Origin of the sequence: Nitrosococcus wardiae, assembly GCF_004421105.1 — a bacterium.
In the GTDB taxonomy this organism is placed as follows: Bacteria; Pseudomonadota; Gammaproteobacteria; order Nitrosococcales; family Nitrosococcaceae; genus Nitrosococcus; species Nitrosococcus wardiae.
The window spans coordinates 1,392,021-1,410,146 of sequence record NZ_CP038033.1 but is presented as its reverse complement, the minus strand read 5'-3'; the positions used below and the strand labels follow the sequence as shown (position 1 = coordinate 1,410,146).

Here is an 18,126-nt window from a genome sequence, read left to right as displayed (position 1 = left end):
GGGGTGAAATTATCTCCAGCCACCTCGGGGATAAGATTTGCGTACTTAATGGTTAGGATGGGTCCAAAGGATATCAGAACTTCATTTCTTCAAAGAAGTGTTTTACCCCTTCCAGCCAGGAATGATGTTTAGGGCTATGCTTTTTATTGCGATTCATGGAAGCTTCGAATTTTTTCAGTAATTCTTTTTGCTCTTCATTTAATTTCACTGGCGTTTCTACCATCACCCGACACAGCAGATCGCCGGCGGATCCACCACGAACAGGCGTAACACCCTTACCCCTTAAGCGGAAAACCTGCCCCGACTGAGTCCCTGCCGGGATTTTGAGTTTTGCCCGGCCGGCCAGGGTAGGCACATCCAGCTCTCCGCCTAGGGCGGCAGTGACAAAACTGACTGGCACTTCGCAGTGTAGCTCATCGCCCTCCCGGGAAAAGATCGGATGCGCTTTAATTTGTACCTGAACATAAAGATCACCTGGCGGCCCACCACTCTCTCCAGCTTCTCCTTCTCCAGCCAGACGGATCCGATCCCCCGTATCTACCCCTGGCGGAATCTTCACCGAGAGCGTCTTATGCTCCCGGACCCGACCTTCACCGTGACAATCAGAGCAAGGAGAACTCACGATCTGGCCACTGCCATGACAACGTGGACAAGTCTGTTGCAGGGAAAAGAAACCTTGCTGTATCCGTACCTGACCATGGCCATCACAAGTAGGGCAGGTAATGGGTGAGGTTCCCGGCTGGGCGCCACTGCCCTCGCAGGTTTTGCACTTCACATAAGTAGGAATGCGGATCTTGGCGGTGGTGCCTGCGACAGCTTCTTCCAGAGTGAGATCCAGATTGTAGCGGAGATCAGCGCCCCGATAAGCCTGCCGTCTACCTCCACGGCCTGCGGCAGCACCAAAGATGTCATTGAAAACATCGCCAAAGATGTCACCAAAGCTGGGGCCGCCTTCAAAGCCATATCCCCCTCCTGCTCCCGGGCCTGCCCCCGCACCGACTCCCGCGTGCCCAAATTGATCATAGGCCGTGCGCTTCCTAGCGTCGGAGAGAACATCATAGGCCTCCTGAACCTCTTTGAATTGGTCCTCGGCAGTCTTGTTATCAGGATTGCGATCCGGATGATATTTCATAGCCAGGCGCCGATAGGCCTTCTTAATTTCAGGGTCGGAAGCATTCCGCGCAACCCCCAGAATTTCGTAGTAATCTCGCTTTGCCATTCTCCGAACTATCAGCTCTCCGCCTTTTAGCGCTCAAAACCCCGACTACATGGCCAGTAGTAAAGCCCTGGCCCATAGCCGTGTTGATTGCTAGATACACCAAGGCACAGGCGCCTTCCAGTTACGCCTGTGCCACCCTCGTTGGATTGCCATCATTTTATTTCGCTATTTTTTATCTTCCTTCACTTCCTCAAACTCAGCATCCACGACCCCTTCTTCGGCGGCCTTGCTTTCTTCCCCTTTGGCTTCTTTGGGCTCTTCAGCTTGTTGCCCATAAATGCGTTCGGCCATTTTAGCAGAAGCATCCGTCAACTCCTTGATCCGGGCTTCAATAGCCGCCTTATCATCGACCTTCATGGCAGTCTTGAGTTCTTCAATCGCTTTCTCAATTCTGCTCTTCTCATCGGCCTCAAGCTTATCGCCCAACTCTTCCATGGACTTTTCCGTCGCATGAATCAAGTTATCACCCTGATTGCGCACATTGATCAGCTCCCGGAACTTGCGATCTTCCTCGACATGGGCCTCGGCGTCCTTGACCATATTTTCGATCTCATCTTCCGATAGCCCGCTAGAGGCCTTAATGACAATAGACTGTTCCTTGCCCGTTGCCTTATCTTTAGCGGAGACATTCAAGATGCCATTGGCATCGATGTCAAAGGTGACCTCGATTTGAGGCATACCCCGAGGCGCCGGGGGGATACCGACCAAATCAAAGCGACCTAAGGACTTATTGTCCGCCGCTCGCTCCCGCTCCCCCTGGAGAACGTGAACGGTGACTGCCGTTTGATTGTCGTCGGCGGTGGAAAAGACCTGCGTTTTGCGGGTAGGAATGGTGGTGTTTTTCTCAATCAACTTAGTCATGACTCCCCCCAAGGTCTCAATCCCTAGGGACAGGGGCGTCACATCTAGCAGCAGTACCTCTTTAACCTCACCAGCCAGGACTCCAGCCTGAATGGCAGCACCCACGGCGACGGCTTCATCCGGATTCACATCTTTACGGGGCTCCTTGCCAAAGAATTCTTTGACCGCTTCCTGAACTTTAGGCGTACGGGTTTGCCCACCTACCAAGATAACTTCGTCGATTTCAGAGGCACTAAGCCCCGCATCCTGGATAGCAATCTTACAAGGCTCAATAGTGCGAGCAATCAAATCTTCCACCAAAGCTTCCAGCTTAGCCCGAGTGATCCGAATATTAAGATGCTTAGGACCCGAAGCATCCGCCGTCACATAGGGTAAATTAACGTCTGTCTGGTGGCTAGAGGAAAGCTCAATCTTGGCCTTCTCCGCCGCATCTTTAAGGCGCTGCATCGCTAAAGGATCACCGCGCAAGTCGATACCTTGCTCTTTTTTAAACTCTTCGGCGATATAGTCAATAAGTCGCTTGTCGAAATCTTCGCCGCCGAGGAAGGTATCGCCATTGGTGGATAACACCTCAAACTGGTGCTCTCCCTCCACCTCTGCGATTTCAATAATAGAAATATCAAAGGTACCACCGCCCAGATCGTAGACCGCAATCTTTTGATCGCCTCGTTGCTTGTCTAGGCCGTAGGCCAAAGCTGCCGCCGTAGGCTCATTGATAATACGCTTCACTTCAAGCCCTGCTATCCGGCCTGCATCCTTAGTAGCCTGGCGCTGGGAATCGTTAAAATAAGCCGGCACCGTGATGACCGCCTCGGTCACTTCTTCGCCTAGGTAATCCTCCGCCGTTTTCTTCATTTTGCGGAGCACGTTCGCTGAAATTTCCGGCGGGGCCATTTTTTTATCCATCGCCTCCACCCAGGCATCCCCATTATCGGCCTTTACAATTTTATAGGACACCATTTTAATGTCCCGCTGGACCACGTCCTCATCAAAGCGGCGCCCAATAAGACGCTTAATTGCATACAGGGTGTTTTGAGGATTGGTGATCGCTTGCCGTTTAGCAGATTGGCCCACCAATGTTTCACCTTCTTTGGTAAACGCCACCACAGACGGGGTGGTGCGATCACCCTCAGCATTCTCGATCACGCGGGTCTTATTCCCTTCCATGATAGCCACGCAAGAATTGGTGGTCCCCAAGTCAATGCCAATAATCTTTCCCATTACTCCTCTACTCCAAAAATTTAGTATTCATTCTCCACCGGCGGTTATCCTCCTACCGGCACCTTATGCTCTCCGCTATACCTGACTATGGGGGCGCGCTAGCCAATTTCAAGCCTGGGTATCCACCCCAGGCGGGATTTGCTCGCTTGGCTTAGAGACGACCACCATGGCTGGGCGTAGCAGGCGGCCGTTTAAAACATAACCCTTGCGAACAACGATCAGGACGGTGTTAGGCGCAACTTCGTCGTTCTCCTGGGTAGATATGGCCTGGTGGAATTCAGGATTAAAGGCTTCGCCTTGAGGGTCCACGGTTTCAATGCCAAATCGGGCTGCGACTTCATCAAACATTTTGAGGATCAATTCGGTACCCTCTCGCAAAGCAGCTACATCGGCATCTTCAGCCTGAGCCGCCGCCAGCCCCATCTCTAAGCTGTCCTTAACCGGCAACAACTCCTGGGCAAATTTCTCCAAAGCATACTTGCGGGCCTTCTCTAATTCCCGCTCATGACGTCGGCGCTGGTTCTCCAACTCGGCTCGTGCTCGGAGCAACTCGTTCCAATGCTCATCTGCCTTGGTGCGAGCATCCTCCAAAAGCCGTTGTATATCTTCCATCTCGGCAGTTTCCGGTGCCGCTTCCTGGGCCTGTTCACCACCTTCGCTTGGCGCCTCGGATTCTACAGAAATTTCCGACTGTTCGGTTGCACTGTGGGTGTCCGGAGTAGTTTTCTCTTCGTTGGCCATACCAATACTCTCCAAGTTGCTAGGGCCTGTTAACACTTAGGCTCACTACCCATTGTTTCTTCTGCCTGGTTGGCCGAAAAAACGGCCGCTGGCAAACATAAATTAATTTAGTGTTAGCAGGCCCTAAGGCTTTTACCTAAAACCACAACAGGTGGGGATGGTTTACCTCGGATTCAAGGCTGCACCTAGTAATCGGGCGGTCACATCCACTAGAGAAATCACCCGCTCATAATCCATTCGGGTGGGACCAATCACGCCAAGCACTCCCAGGGCGCCTTCGGAAGAGCCATAACGGGCAGTGACCACACTGCAATCGTCAAATACTTGGTAACCCGATTCTTCGCCAATAAAGATCTGGATCCCGCCGGCATGCAAACACTGATCTAATAAATGCAGAATATCCTGCTTCTCATTGAAGGCATTAAATAATAGGCGCAGGCGTTCTTTATCCGATAGATCCATATAATCTAACAGGTTGGTCTGTCCCGCGACCACACAATCTTCCACCTCTTTCTCAGAAAGAAATACCTGTTTTGCCATCTCCACCGCTGTTCCCATGATTCGGTCCATATCTTCACGCACCTCGCTCATCTCGGCCAGGAGGCGCTCCCGAACTTCATAAAAATCCTTCCCTTTAAAGATAGCGTTAAGGTAATTGGCCGCCTGCTGCAATTCCGAGGCTGAGTATGGACGGCTGGGATAAATAATACGATTTTGCACTTCGTGTTCATTTACCACTAAGATAGCGAGCACCCGATTCTCTGACAATGGCAAGAACTCCACCTGGCGTAGAGCGCGGCATTCATGCCGGGGCAACATCACCACCCCTGCAAAGCGGCTGATTTCGGATAATAATTGGGAAGCTGTGGCTAGCAGTGCCGAAGGTTCCGCCTCCACCTCAAACTGGGCCGCTAGCTCGCGAATGGTGTTGGCACCCAACCTCTTAGGTCTCAGCAAAGCGTCGATAAAAAAGCGATAGCCTTTGACAGTAGGCACCCTTCCCGCCGAAGTATGGGGGGAAAACACCAACCCCAATTCTTCCAGATCGGCCATGACATTGCGAATAGTCGCTGGGCTGAGGTCCAGTTGACACTCCCGGGAAAGAGTCCGGGAACCGACAGGTTCCCCATCGCGGATATAACACTCTACCATAGCCTTGAGCAGATGCTGGGAGCGCTCGTTTAGCACCAATGGGCTCTTGGATCGTGCCATAAACTAGACAACCCCTTTACTACCTAAAGAAACCCCCTCATATTAGCACTCATACCTACAGAGTGCTAATCTGGGGACTCAAGTTGACGCCACAAACAAGCACCGCCGCTAACCTTATCAATGGCAGCAAGGCATTCCTGATGAGCCAACCGCTCTTCTTCGTTTGCCCGCACCACTTTAAGGGGCGACCGCTTAACCGGGACAGGCCGATATTTTCCCCCTTCCGGTTGAGATTGAATGTCCTCGCTACCATACCCTCGCAGGCTTAAACTGGCTTGACCCCCGGTCATGGCCAAATATACTCCAGCAAGAATTTCTGCATCCAAGAGAGCGCCGTGCAGATCCCGCCGGGAGTTGTCAACCCCATAGCGTTTGCAGAGGGCATCTAGGCTATTTTTCTGACCCGGATGACGTTGCCGCGCTAGGGCCAACGTATCCAGCACTTGACAGTAGAGACTTACTTTTCCCCACTGAGAGCCTAGTAAGTTCAATTCATGATCCAGAAAACCCACATCGAAGGGGGCATTATGGATGACCAATTCTGCCTCTTTAATAAAAGCTAAAAATTCCTCGACAATTTCCACAAAACGCGGCTTATCTGATAAAAACTCATTGCTCAAGCCGTGGACTTTCAAAGCCCCTTCGTCCACCTTCCGTTCCGGATTTAGATAGCAATGAAAAGTCTGCCCCGTACGGCGCCGATTGATCAGTTCAACTCCCCCAATTTCAATGATTCGATGTCCCTCTTTGGGCTCCAACCCAGTGGTCTCCGTATCGAGTATAATCTGCCGCATCAACCTTCCTCCAATTCGGTAATGGCTTCCCGAGCCAAGGCATCCACCCGCTCGTTTTCTGGATGCCCCTCATGTCCCCGGACCCAAAACCACTCTACCTGATGTTGAGCAGCGGCCCTTTCCAGGCGCTGCCATAAGTCTATGTTCTTCACCGGCTGCCGGTTGGCCGTTTTCCAACCGCGTTGTTTCCAACGAGGCATCCAGCAGGTAATTCCCTGGCGCAGGTATTGGGAGTCCGTCGTCAGCCGGACTCGACAGGGTCGCTTGAGGGATTCTAGGGCTTGGATCGCCGCCATCAACTCCATGCGATTATTAGTCGTCCTCGTCTCCGTCCCTGACAAAGTTTTTTCTCGTCCCCGGTAGCGCAGCAGGGCGCCCCACCCCCCGGGGCCAGGATTTCCACGGCATGCTCCGTCAGTAAAAATCTCCACAGCTTCAGTCACGGAAACGCTCCCGGGCCGTCGGCTCTGCAAGGCCGGGTATTTCCAAACCCTTTTCCTTACGCCAGAGAGGATCCACCGGATTCAAACGCATTACTTGCTTTTTGGCTACCACCAAATAGCCCCCCGCCAAAAATGGGCACCAACGCTGCCCCACCCCCTCAAAAAAACGCAATCGCCGCATCAGCCGTGGATGCTGCAAGGGGGGACGAAATAAAAAATACCGCAATTGCACCGTCTCAAAACCCAATAGCGCCAACCAATCTCGGAGACGGCTGAGGCTGTAGAAACGCCCACACCAAGGCACCTGCCCCCGCCGCCATAAAAAAAGCCGCCAAAGCCCCCAAAAGCTCCAGGGATTGAAGCCTAAAACTACTAAGGTGCCATAAGGAACCAGTACTCGTTGGACCTCTCGTAATACCTGATGAGGGTTAGCCTCATACTCCAATACATGGGGCAAAACTATCCCATCCACAGTTGCGCTGGCAAAAGGCAAAGTATCCACCCGGGACAACAGGCTGGGTGGCTGGACCTCTGACCAAGTCCCTGCTTCCAATACCACCTGATGCCAAATGCGGCTGGAAGATAGCAAATCCGTCCCCTTGCGCACGGCACCTAGCTGGACCAAGTGGTAACCAAATAGACCCGGTAGAATTCTTTCCAACTCCGCCCGTTCGATTTTCAACAAACGCCGGCCTAAGGGCTTCTCTAACCAGGCGCAAAAAGCTTGACGAGAAGGGTACTCCCGCTTGTGCGATGAACCCTTTACCTTAGGCCAGATCGGCTCAAAGGTAAGCATCATTTTATACTCCCTTCTGAAATAAGAACCTGTGGAGCAACTTAACCTCTATTATATTGCACCCTAATTGCATACTATTAAGCGATTAAGATTAAAACGACTACCGTCCCAGAGGACTGCTACACTTTCACTATAAACCCAATAACAGGAGATCAGCCATGGAGGAAGCTATCAGCACCCGTGATATCATCCTTGACGCCGCCTTGGAATTGGCTGAAGAAACTTCCTGGGAAAATGTGCGCCTGCACCATATTGCTCAACGGACAGGTTTGAGCTTGAATCAGATTCGCCAATATTTCAGGGAAAAAGAAGAATTGGTGGATGCATGGCTAGACCGAGCTGACCAGGCTATGCTGGAAGAAACAAACCGCCCTTACTTTCCAGCCATTTCTCCCCGGGAGCGACTCAACCGCCTATTTATGGCCTGGTTAGAAGCCCTTTCCCCTCATCGCCAAGTAATGCGCCAAATGGTCTTCAATCGGCTTGAACCAGGGCATTTACACATGCAACTCGCAAGCCTATTACGTATCAGCCGCACCGTGCAATGGGCTCGCGAGGCCGCCCAACGGGATCAAGTCTTTTTGTTTCGGGCGCTAGATGAAACCGCCTTGACCTCCATCTATCTCATTACCTTTCTCTGTTGGCTGAATGATCCCACCGAATATCACCGGCGAACCCGTCGGTTACTGGATAGAATCCTGCGCACAGGCGAAATCATTGGGTCGCTCAAGCCATCGTTCTTACGGTCAAAAAAGCAGGAACAGACTTTCACCAAGACCTCCTTCCCCAGCGGTCCCTGAAAACTGGAGCAGCAGGAAACTCCCAAAAATTTTCCCTTAGGCAACAAAATTGAGTCAATTTGGCGCCATCTTCCGTTAAATGGATACGCTTACCCATGCCTTGAGCGGTGCGCTGCTGACACGCGCCACCGCTCCTTCCCAGCGCCGAGATGACCCACTCACGCTGAGAGAACGGGTCCTGGTGGGAACCTTGGCCGCGGCCTTTCCTGATAGCGATTTTGTTCTCCGCTCGGTCACGGACTTGCTCACCTACCTTAATTGGCATCGGGGCATCACCCATTCCGTGGTTATGCTTCCCTTTTGGGGAATGTTGCTGGCCACCTTGTTTTGGTGGTTTGGGGGAAGACAAAAACCCCGGCAGGCCTATTTAGGGGTATCCCTATTAGGAATAAGCATTCATATTGCCGGAGATGTCATCACTGCCTATGGCACCCAAATCCTCGCCCCTCTTTCGAATTACAAAGCGGCTTGGCCCACCACTTTTGTCATCGATCCTTGGTTTACCAGTATTATCGTCATGGGATTATTAGGCAGTTGGTATTGGCATCGCTCCCGCCTGCCAGCGGTAGCAGGCTTAGCCCTATTAGTGACCTATGTGGGCTTCCAGGGGATACTCCGAACTCAGGCATTGGCCCTAGGGGATGAATATGCGCGCCAACACTCTCTGAACAAGATTCAAGTCCATGCCTTGCCCCAACCCCTATCCCCTTTTAATTGGAAAATTGTGGTGGTGGCTCCACAGAAGTATTACCTCAGTCAAGTCAACCTCCGACGCAAGCAACTCGCCGTTCCTACCTCACCCGATCCTCCTTTTTGGGTTCGCCTCTATACGGCCTATCCACCACCGACAGCCATGCAATGGACTCAATACCGGCTTTATGGGAAGCCTGATCAAGAAACCTTAGCCCGCACGGTTTGGCACCAAGAAGCCCTGCAAGGCTACCGCCAGTTCGCCTTGCTCCCGGCCCTCTATGCCATCGATCGGGGAAGCAATGGTCTGTGTGTTTGGTTCGTGGACCTGCGTTTTACCCTTCCCAGCCTCACTCCACCATTTCGGTATGGGGGATGCCGTCAAAAAAATGACTCTCGTTGGGAACTACGCCAGCTACTTAGAAATCTAGGCTCTTAGCCACTGACACTGCACCCCGAAACTTCCCCCTCTAGGCGCAAACTGCCCGTTAACTGCTCCACGGTAGCCACCTCATGGCGCTTGAGATAATCCACGATCCCCGCGTTAATTTTGGAACAAAGAAGGGGGTCGTAAAACAAGGCTGTGCCTACCCCCACGGTAGCCGCACCCGCAATCAGAAATTCCAGGGCATCCTCGCTCGAGGCCACCCCTCCTTGGCCAATAATTGGAATATCATGCTGCCGGCACACCTGATAGACCTGGCGCACCTTGAGTAAAGCAATTGGCTTTATGGCAGGCCCCGATAACCCCCCCTGGATATTCCCAAGCAGGGGGGTTCGCTGCTCTATATCAATGGCCATCCCCATCAGGGTATTGATGACAGCAAAAGCATCTGTTCCGGCCTCAATACAGCGACGGGCATTTTCTTCAATCGAGGTCTGATTAGGAGAAAGCTTGGTGATCAAGGGTTTGTGGGTCACCTTCCGGCAAGCGTCCACTACCCGCGCCGACATATCTGGATCATTACCAAAAGCAACTCCCCCTTCTTTCACATTAGGGCAGGAAATATTGATCTCAATGGCATCAATAGGAGAATCGTCAAAGCAGCGCGTGACTTCCACATACTCTTCAACAGTGGAACCGGAAACATTGGCAATGTACCGAGTTTCCCTGAAATCTAACTCTGGTAGAATATGATTGACTACATAATCCACACCAGGATTTTGCAAGCCAATGGCATTGAGCATTCCCATAGGGGTTTCATAAATCCGATGGGGTCGATTCCCCAAGCGGGGGGCTGCTGTTGTTCCCTTGAGGCACACCGCGCCCACCTCCCGGTTAGAGTAGCCCGCCACCCGCGTGTATTCTTCTCCAAAACCGACACAACCTGAAAGTAACACCAATGGACTTAGTAACCTCAGCCCACAAAAATCAACTTTCAATCTTGCCCGATCGGTCTCGCTTAACTCAGTAGTTGTAGTTAATGTCGCCACCATTTCTTGCTACGCCGCAATGTTTTATGTCGTCTTATTCGAACCTGAAATTCCACCCAATACGGGTAATATCATACGCCTTTGTGCCAATACGGGCGCTCATCTCCACTTGATACAACCACTAGGCTTTGATCTCGACGATAGGCGGTTGCGCCGCGCTGGCCTAGACTATCATGAATGGGCCAGAGTTAAGGTTCATCCCAGCCTGGAGCATTTTTCAAGGCAGGTCCAGCCTCGGCAGCTATGGGCCTGCTCTAGCCGTGGACAGCAACCTTATGATAAAGCCAACTTCCACCCAGGTGACGCCCTCTTATTTGGCCCCGAAACTCGGGGTCTCCCACGGGAACTCCTGAATACCCTGCCTCCAAAGCAGGTGCTGCGAATTCCCATGCTTCCCTCTAGCCGCAGCCTTAACCTTTCCAATGCCGTTGCAGTTGTGCTCTACGAAGCTTGGCGGCAGCAAAGCTTTCCCGGGAGTAGGGATGCAGGTGAAGTGGCGCCTCACGGGAACCTTATCTGTAGCGGGTAAAGTGCCCCCGTCACCGCTTCGGATAACAACTTACTGCTTCCCTTTTTCCCCTAACCAATCCTGGGGCTGAAGAAACTTTTCGTAGAGCCGGGCCTCCGGGGTTCCCGCAGCTGGCCGCCAGTTATAACGCCACTTCACCAGGGGAGGCAATGACATCAGGATAGATTCAGTCCGTCCCCCTGACTGAAGACCAAAGAGGGTCCCCCGATCATAGAGGAGGTTAAATTCCACGTAACGTCCCCGCCGATAGAGCTGGAAGTCCCGCTCCCGTTCGCCATAGGAGAAGGTTTTGCGCCGCTGGACAATGGGTAAATAAGCCAACAGATAATGGTTGCCCACGCTTTGCATAAAATCAAAGCAGCGGGGAAAACCCCATTCATTCAAGTCATCAAAAAACAACCCACCAATTCCCCGGGTTTCCCCGCGATGCTTAAGGTAAAAATATTCATCGCACCATTTTTTGTAACGGGGATAAACCTCTTCCCCAAAGGGAATACAAGCCTCACGAGCGGTGTGATGCCAGTGAATCGCGTCTTCCTCAAAAGGATAGTAGGGAGTAAGATCAAAACCGCCCCCAAACCACCAGATAGGCGCTTCGCCCTCCTTGGTGGCGAGGAAGAAACGGATGTTGGCGTGGGAGGTAGGGACATAGGGATTATGGGGATGGATAACCAAAGAAACGCCAAGGGCTTCAAATCGCCGTCCTGCTAATTCCGGCCGCTGCGCTGTCGCCGCAGCAGGGAGGCCGTCCCCAAAGACATGGGAGAAATTGACTCCCCCTTGTTCAAATATTGCCCCCTCAGACAACACCCGGGATTGACCCCCACCACCGGCCGCTCGCTGCCAGTCATCCTCCATAAAGCTGGCAGCCCCGTCCTCCTGTTCCAAGGTGGAACAAATTCGATCTTGGAGGTCAAGCAGATAGTCTTTGACTACCGCTACCTCAGGCTCATTGCTAGGGTTACTCATCACCACTCCGTTATTTAGGTCAGCGCAGGCCTAAAAACTTGCCATTTGAGAATCAGGAGAGAACTCCCCTGGCAAGGGGAATTAATCATCGGATCCGCTGTCCTGTTATTCCATCGCGAATCTCACTGGGACCAGCCCGCCCTCCTATTGCACCCGGGAGAATATAATCGATGCCAGCACCCAAAGATCTACGAATCTGTAAGGTCGTTCGCGCCGGGGGACGTCCAGCGCGATTGGCGCTGGTGGAGACAATGGCATACCCCACCCTTTGACAGAGACATGCCGCCACGGGATGGGCGGTGACTCGGACAGCAAGGGTATCATGCTGACCTCTCAACCAGCGGGGAACATCCGCCCGAGCGGGCAACAACCAAGTGACTGGTCCAGGCCAAGTTGCTTCAAGACGGGCCTGAATTTGAGCCGTTAAGGGCAACAAATAAGATTGTAACTGGGCAAAATCAGCCGCGATTAAAATTAAGCCCTTATCTACAGAACGCCCCTTAAGCTTAAGGATACGCTCAACGGCTACCCCTTGCAGAGGGTCACAACCTAGACCAAACACTCCCTCCGTCGGATAGGCGACAACGCCGCCCCCATGAATCATGCGGGCGGCTAATCGCACCGGCCAGCTTAGGCATTCACTCACAAATTCTTAACCCCGGGCGCGTTTTTTCTCCATCATGTCGTGGATAATCGGGGTGAGCACAATCTCCATGGCAAGCCCCATTTTACCGCCAGGCACTACCAAGGTATTAGACCGAGACATAAATGAAGCTTTGAGCATATTTAAATAATAGGGAAAATCCGCCATATGGGGATCCCGGAAGCGAATCACTACATTGCTTTCATCAGGCGTTGGAATATCACGGGCGATGAAAGGGTTGGAGGTATCCACCAAGGGCACCCGCTGAAAATTAATATGGGCACGGGAAAATTGAGGGCAGATATAGTGCACGTAATCTGGCATGCGCTTGAGAATAATTTGGACGACCGCCTCGGAAGAATAACCCCGGTTGAGACAATCCCGATGAATTTTTTGGATCCATTCCAAGTTCACTACCGGCACTACGCCCACCAATAAGTCCACATATTGGGCCACATTAACCTGGTCAGTTACTGCACCTCCATGGAGCCCCTCATAAAAGAGCAAATGACTATCCGGATCAATGGGCTCCCAAGGAGTAAAGGTCCCCGGGGCCTGGCCGTAGGGTTCGCCCTCTTCCTCACTGTGAATATAAAGGCGCTTTTTCCCAGTGCCATGCTCTGAGTATTCACGAAACAAAGCCTCTAATTTATCTAACTCATTGGCTTCCGGCCCAAAATGAGTCAGGACCTTCCCCTGCTCCTCATATTCCGCGACCTTTTCCTTCATAGCTTGGCGATCATAGCGATGGAAACTATCGCCTTCGATCACGACAGGCTTAATGCCTTCACGCCGAAACATATCGCTGAAAGCATGTTTAACCGTAGATGTGCCTGCCCCAGACGAGCCAGTCACAGCAACAATAGGATGTGCTACGGACATATGTCCCTCCTCAATACTAATTGGATTGCAAGTAGTTTTAGCTAAACTGAAATAACTGGAAATTTATGCTTGCAAGAAGGCCCTACCCCTGATTACCTAGGATCACCGGGCCCCTTGACCCGGCCCGCTTCCTTAGCAATGGCACGATAACCAATATCAGTCCGGTAGTAGGCTTCCTTCCAAGTAATTTGCTGAACGAGGGCATAGGCGGTCGCTTGGGCCTGGGTCACGGAATCACCAAGACCGCAGACGCAAAGAACACGGCCTCCAGCCGTCACGATGCGGCCCTCTTTTTCGGCCGTACCCCCATAAAATACTTTGCTATTCTCACGCTCCGGGGCGGGTAAACCATAAATAGGATCACCGATAGGGTAGGAACCTGGATAACCTTTCGCCGCCATCACTACGCCCAAGGCTGCGCGGGGATCCCAGGTCACATCGACCTCGTGCAAGCGACCCTCCAAGGTGGCCTGGCATAACTCTACTAAATCCGACTGCAACCGCATCATAATGGGTTGGGCTTCCGGATCCCCAAAACGGCAATTGTACTCTAGCACCTTGGGGGACCCGTCCTCAGCAATCATCAGCCCAGCATATAAAAATCCTCGATAAGGATATCCTTCTTCGGCCATCCCTCGTACGGTCGGCACGATTATTTCCTGCATGACCCGCTTGTGAACCGCCTCTGTCACCACTGACGCCGGAGAATAAGCGCCCATCCCCCCCGTATTAGGCCCCGTATCGCCCTGATCATGAGCCTTATGATCCTGAGAACTGGCCAAAGGCAAGATGTGCTCGCCATCGGTTAAGACGATGAAACTGGCTTCTTCACCTCTTAAAAACTCTTCTATCACTACCCGACGGCCAGCCTCGCCAAAGGCACCCCCCGCCAATATTCCATGAACTGCATCAATGGCCTCCTGCTCGGTCTGGGCCACCACCACGCCCTTACCCGCCGCCAGGCCATCCACTTTTACCACAATGGGAGCACCCTGCATTTTAATGTAGTCGACTGCCGGTTCCACTTCGCTAAAAGTCCGGTAACGAGCCGTTGGAATCCCGCAACGCATTAGAAAATCTTTGGCGAAGGATTTAGCGCCTTCCAGGCGGGCAGCTTCGCGATAGGGTCCCAAGCAGCCTAGCCCGGCTTCCTCAAAAGCATCCACAATTCCCAGCACTAAGGGAGCTTCTGGCCCTACCACAGTCAATCCAATTTGCTCTGCTGAGGCAAAAGCCACCAGGGCCGGGATATTATCCGGTTTAATCGCGACATTTTCCAATTTAGGTTCCAATGCAGTCCCGGCATTACCTGGCGCCACATAAACCCGATCAACCTGGGGTGACTGGGCCAGCTTCCAAGCAAGGGCATGCTCGCGGCCCCCTCCCCCAATCACCAAAATCTTCATTTTTGACTGCACCATCTGTTAAAAAAATGCGCAAATAATAACTTAGGAAAGCTCAAAGCCCAAATGGGCAATGCTAAAATAGCCACAATAACCACCGAATCCCTTCTCACCCCCTTGGAAAGGGCTCATCATAAAAGCCTGATGAAATACCAACTAGCCGTTGCAAGGAACCGCGCAATCCTTTATTGTCACAGGACAGCAGCTAGGGGTGCCGAGCAATTGCCCGGCTGAGAGAGTCCCTCTGAACCTGATCCGGTTGGTACCGGCGTAGGGAAGCTGAAAAGCACAGGCGCCTACGCCTTCATGCCGCCGGTTTTTGCCTATGCGGCCTTTAAGGAGGTTATACATGAGCGCCATTCCGGAAAAATCCTTGTCCACCCAAGCCCAGGTGGACGAGCAAGCCATCCAACCCTTTCCCAACTCACGCAAAATCTATGTTACCGGAAGCCGTCCCGATATTCGCGTACCCATGCGGGAAATCAGGCTATCCGATACCCACACGAGTCGTGGACTAGAAAAGAATCTCCCCTTAACCGTTTATGACACTTCCGGCCCCTATACGGACCCCCAAGTGAAAATTGATATCCGCCAGGGATTACCGGAACTGCGCCGGGCCTGGATCGAGGAACGGGCTAATACCGAGCTATTGCCCGATCTTTCCTCAGCATACGGCCGCCAACGGAATGCTGATCCTAACCTGGATCATTTACGCTTCGCCCACTTGCGCCCACCGCGTCGGGCCAACCCCGGACATAATGTGACCCAAATGCATTATGCCCGGCAAGGGATCATCACCCCGGAAATGGAATTTATTGCGCTTCGCGAAAACCAGCGCTTGGAGCAATACCGGGAGCAGCTGCTCCAGCAGCATCCCGGCCAATCCTTTGGGGCCAATTTGCCGTCCCAAATCACTTCCGAATTTGTGCGCTCGGAGGTTGCTCGCGGCCGCGCGATTATCCCGGCCAATATCAACCATACCGAGTTGGAACCCATGATCATCGGGCGTAATTTTTTAGTCAAGATCAACGCCAATATTGGCAACTCAGCAGTGACTTCCAGCATCTCCGAAGAAGTGGACAAAATGACTTGGGCCATTCGCTGGGGCGCCGACACAGTAATGGATCTCTCTACCGGCAAAAATATCCACGAAACCCGGGAATGGATAATTCGCAACTCCCCCGTCCCCATTGGCACCGTGCCTATCTACCAAGCCTTGGAGAAAGTAGGGGGCAAGGCCGAAGAATTGACCTGGGAAATCTTCCGCGATACTTTAATTGAACAAGCCGAACAAGGCGTAGATTATTTCACCATCCATGCCGGGGTGCGCCTGGCCTACATCCCCCTAACCGCCAACCGAGTCACCGGTATTGTTTCCCGGGGCGGCTCCATCATGGCCAAATGGTGCCTCGCCCACCATAGGGAAAGTTTCCTCTATACCCACTTCGAGGAAATTTGCGAAATCATGAAAGCCTATGATGTTTCCTTCTCCTTAGGAGACGGTCTGCGGCCAGGTTCCATTGCCGATGCCAACGACGCGGCCCAATTTGCGGAACTTGAAACTCTGGGAGAACTGACCCAAATCGCCTGGAAACACGACGTCCAGACCATGATTGAAGGTCCCGGTCATGTGCCCATGCACCTTATCAAAGAAAATATGGAGAAACAGTTAGTCTGTTGTGGGGAAGCCCCCTTCTATACTCTCGGGCCTTTGACTACTGACATTGCCCCGGGCTACGACCATATCACCTCCGGCATCGGGGCAGCCATGATTGGCTGGTATGGCACCGCCATGCTGTGCTATGTCACCCCCAAAGAACACCTCGGATTGCCCAACAAAAACGATGTCAAGGAGGGGATTATTACTTACAAAATTGCGGCCCATGCGGCCGATCTGGCCAAAGGCCATCCCAGTGCGCAGATCCGGGATAACGCCATGTCGAAAGCCCGCTTCGAGTTCCGCTGGGAAGATCAATTCAACATTGGTTTAGACCCCGACCAGGCCCGGGAATACCATGATGAAACCTTACCCCAGCAAGCGGCCAAAGTGGCCCATTTCTGCTCCATGTGCGGTCCCCATTTCTGCTCCATGAAGATTACTCAAGAGGTGCGTGAATATGCCCATCAAAAGGGCCTCGAAAACGGCCATTCCGCTCTAGAACAAGGAATGGCGGAAAAAGCCCAGGAATTTCGAGAAAAAGGAGTGGAAATTTACCACAAGGCCTGATTCGCTTTTCTCAACAAGACCGAGGGGATGGGGTCCGTGAGGACTCCATCCCTTTATTGCTAAGAGCAGCCGTCGCCGTGTTACTCTCCTGCCACAACCACGCTGCGCCCCGCACGCCACACGAAATTGTTATTGTCAAAACAGTTTCTGAGTCTCCCACAAGCGCTCTAGACGCCTTAAGGCAGTTCCAGCAGGGGTACTACGGGCCAGCAGATACCCTCCGACTACCCCTGAAATATTGGCAAGCATATCTCCATATTCAAAGTACCGATAGCCCACCAAATCTTGCAAAATTTCTAAAACCGCGCCCAACGCTGCCAGAAAAAGACCAAAAAAACCATGGAATCGCAACGGATAAGCCTGACTAAACCACCAAGCCAACAGCCCATAGGTAATAAAATGCCCAAACTTATCTTGTGCTGGAACGCCCACCCTCACCTCCGGGAGTGACGGAGTAAGGCTTAAATAAACCACGCCAATAACCAGCAACCACCCCACCAAACGCCAAAATCTCGCAAACCGTAAGCGCTCCATTGCCCGTTTTACCTCTCGGAAAAAGACCCGTTCGCGTAATAACGCCCTAATAGGGCGGTTGTAAACCCAGAGCGCAGATAAAAACCACGGGGGAGAGTCAAAACCGGCTCGCCATTTTCTCCTATTCCCTCACACAGGGCACGTCCATTGGCGGCCTTGGGGCGTATCTGGAGATAAACACCATGGTGAGCCGTAATACTTTCCAGCTGCCCTAGGCAAACCATCTCCATCAACTCCTCCCAATCCGCTCTCAGAATAGCCTCTTCCTCAGCGCTGGGGCTCCACAGCAAAGCCATCCCTACCCGACGTTCTGGAAGCGGCACCCCAGCGTCAGCTTCCACCGGCAACCACAATACCCGGCTTAGCTTACGCCGGACCCAACTGGTCTCCCAGCAGATGTTGAAGTCCGTGAGCGGCACGGTACACACATAGGTGGATTCTTTAGGCCGGCCATCTGCTCGTAGCGGCAGGGTCTTCATTTCCACGCCCAAATGGGGAAAGTCAGGGGCTGCTTGGGAACCCGAAGTAGCCCCTAGGGCGAATTCTAGCAATTCTCCTACCCACCCTTTGGCGCGTCGCAAATTCCCAGGCACCCGCCGACCGAAATGGGCCGCGATCTGGCCAAGGGGCAATCCAGCCAACTCCTGGGCCCGTGCCAAAACCTCGTCCTCGCTGGTAGGGGGAGCAATAGAAAATACCACCATAGGGATCAAAGTATGAGCAACAAT

At 52.6% G+C, this 18,126-nt stretch carries 18 protein-coding genes and 1 riboswitch; of the genes, 4 read left to right on the top strand and 14 right to left on the bottom strand.

The genetic code is table 11. The features are described from left to right. Positions 1-73: 73 nt before the first annotated feature. The 7 genes from dnaJ to E3U44_RS06920 form a co-directional block, all read right to left on the bottom strand. Positions 74-1,219: a molecular chaperone DnaJ gene (gene dnaJ, locus E3U44_RS06950; protein WP_134357411.1), complete on the bottom strand. Its 1,146-nt coding sequence runs from the start codon at positions 1,217-1,219 to the stop codon at positions 74-76. A gap of 165 nt (positions 1,220-1,384) precedes the next feature. Beyond that, positions 1,385-3,301, bottom strand: coding sequence for a molecular chaperone DnaK (gene dnaK, locus E3U44_RS06945; protein ID WP_134357409.1), 1,917 nt, complete (start codon positions 3,299-3,301; stop codon positions 1,385-1,387). Between the two features lie 108 nt (positions 3,302-3,409). Further along, entirely contained in the window at positions 3,410-4,042 is a 633-nt protein-coding gene (gene grpE / locus E3U44_RS06940) for a nucleotide exchange factor GrpE (RefSeq protein WP_134357407.1), read from the bottom strand. A gap of 162 nt (positions 4,043-4,204) precedes the next feature. Then, positions 4,205-5,254, bottom strand: a complete 1,050-nt coding sequence (gene hrcA, locus E3U44_RS06935; protein ID WP_134357406.1) for a heat-inducible transcriptional repressor HrcA — start codon at positions 5,252-5,254, stop codon at positions 4,205-4,207. 65 nt (positions 5,255-5,319) lie between these two features. After that, complete coding sequence (gene dnaQ, locus E3U44_RS06930; protein ID WP_134357404.1) at positions 5,320-6,048, bottom strand: DNA polymerase III subunit epsilon; 729 nt, start codon at positions 6,046-6,048, stop codon at positions 5,320-5,322. Continuing rightward, positions 6,048-6,491: a ribonuclease HI gene (gene rnhA, locus E3U44_RS06925; RefSeq protein ID WP_134357403.1), complete on the bottom strand. Its 444-nt coding sequence runs from the start codon at positions 6,489-6,491 to the stop codon at positions 6,048-6,050. Before rnhA ends, dnaQ begins: the two co-directional genes overlap by 1 nt. Next, the gene (locus E3U44_RS06920) at positions 6,484-7,290 is read right to left on the bottom strand and encodes a methyltransferase domain-containing protein (protein WP_134357402.1); all 807 of its coding nucleotides are present in this window, start codon (positions 7,288-7,290) and stop codon (positions 6,484-6,486) included. Before E3U44_RS06920 ends, rnhA begins: the two co-directional genes overlap by 8 nt. A 155-nt stretch (positions 7,291-7,445) precedes the next feature. Between E3U44_RS06920 and E3U44_RS06915 the strand changes: the two genes are divergently transcribed. Both E3U44_RS06915 and E3U44_RS06910 read left to right on the top strand, forming a co-directional pair. After that, positions 7,446-8,087 carry a TetR family transcriptional regulator gene (locus tag E3U44_RS06915; RefSeq protein ID WP_134357401.1) on the top strand — a complete coding sequence of 214 codons (642 nt, stop codon included), beginning with the start codon at positions 7,446-7,448 and terminating at the stop codon, positions 8,085-8,087. A gap of 79 nt (positions 8,088-8,166) precedes the next feature. Then, positions 8,167-9,216 carry a metal-dependent hydrolase gene (locus E3U44_RS06910; RefSeq protein ID WP_134357399.1) on the top strand — a complete coding sequence of 350 codons (1,050 nt, stop codon included), beginning with the start codon at positions 8,167-8,169 and terminating at the stop codon, positions 9,214-9,216. Here the strand turns inward: E3U44_RS06910 and E3U44_RS06905 are convergent. Beyond that, entirely contained in the window at positions 9,213-10,214 is a 1,002-nt protein-coding gene (locus tag E3U44_RS06905) for a dihydroorotate dehydrogenase (RefSeq protein WP_134357398.1), read from the bottom strand. The genes E3U44_RS06910 and E3U44_RS06905 overlap by 4 nt on opposite strands. A gap of 16 nt (positions 10,215-10,230) precedes the next feature. On the opposite strand from E3U44_RS06905, the gene trmL reads away from it, so the two are divergent. Beyond that, the gene (gene trmL, locus E3U44_RS06900) at positions 10,231-10,740 is read left to right on the top strand and encodes a tRNA (uridine(34)/cytosine(34)/5-carboxymethylaminomethyluridine(34)-2'-O)-methyltransferase TrmL (protein ID WP_134357396.1); all 510 of its coding nucleotides are present in this window, start codon (positions 10,231-10,233) and stop codon (positions 10,738-10,740) included. Between the two features lie 30 nt (positions 10,741-10,770). On the opposite strand, the gene hemF is transcribed toward trmL, so the two are convergent. From hemF to purD, 4 genes are all read right to left on the bottom strand, one after another. Then, positions 10,771-11,709 carry an oxygen-dependent coproporphyrinogen oxidase gene (gene hemF, locus E3U44_RS06895; protein WP_134357395.1) on the bottom strand — a complete coding sequence of 313 codons (939 nt, stop codon included), beginning with the start codon at positions 11,707-11,709 and terminating at the stop codon, positions 10,771-10,773. Between the two features lie 85 nt (positions 11,710-11,794). Beyond that, positions 11,795-12,313 carry an L-threonylcarbamoyladenylate synthase type 1 TsaC gene (tsaC, locus tag E3U44_RS06890; RefSeq protein WP_134359697.1) on the bottom strand — a complete coding sequence of 173 codons (519 nt, stop codon included), beginning with the start codon at positions 12,311-12,313 and terminating at the stop codon, positions 11,795-11,797. Positions 12,314-12,361: 48 nt separating this feature from the next. After that, on the bottom strand, positions 12,362-13,234 hold the full coding sequence (locus tag E3U44_RS06885) for a phosphoribulokinase (RefSeq protein ID WP_134357394.1): 873 nt from the start codon (positions 13,232-13,234) through the stop codon (positions 12,362-12,364). A gap of 92 nt (positions 13,235-13,326) precedes the next feature. Further along, on the bottom strand, positions 13,327-14,640 hold the full coding sequence (purD, locus tag E3U44_RS06880) for a phosphoribosylamine--glycine ligase (protein ID WP_134357392.1): 1,314 nt from the start codon (positions 14,638-14,640) through the stop codon (positions 13,327-13,329). 194 nt (positions 14,641-14,834) lie between these two features. After that, a riboswitch (TPP riboswitch) is annotated at positions 14,835-14,931 on the top strand. A gap of 55 nt (positions 14,932-14,986) precedes the next feature. Between purD and thiC the strand changes: the two genes are divergently transcribed. Continuing rightward, positions 14,987-16,864, top strand: coding sequence for a phosphomethylpyrimidine synthase ThiC (gene thiC / locus E3U44_RS06875; RefSeq protein WP_134357391.1), 1,878 nt, complete (start codon positions 14,987-14,989; stop codon positions 16,862-16,864). A gap of 135 nt (positions 16,865-16,999) precedes the next feature. Here thiC and E3U44_RS06870 read toward each other — a convergent pair whose 3' ends face one another. Both E3U44_RS06870 and mutH read right to left on the bottom strand, forming a co-directional pair. Beyond that, the gene (locus E3U44_RS06870) at positions 17,000-17,398 is read right to left on the bottom strand and encodes a VanZ family protein (RefSeq protein WP_134357390.1); all 399 of its coding nucleotides are present in this window, start codon (positions 17,396-17,398) and stop codon (positions 17,000-17,002) included. Between the two features lie 8 nt (positions 17,399-17,406). Continuing rightward, a complete protein-coding gene (gene mutH, locus E3U44_RS06865) occupies positions 17,407-18,102 on the bottom strand; it encodes a DNA mismatch repair endonuclease MutH (protein ID WP_134357388.1) in 696 nt (231 codons plus the stop codon). Positions 18,103-18,126: the final 24 nt, after the last annotated feature.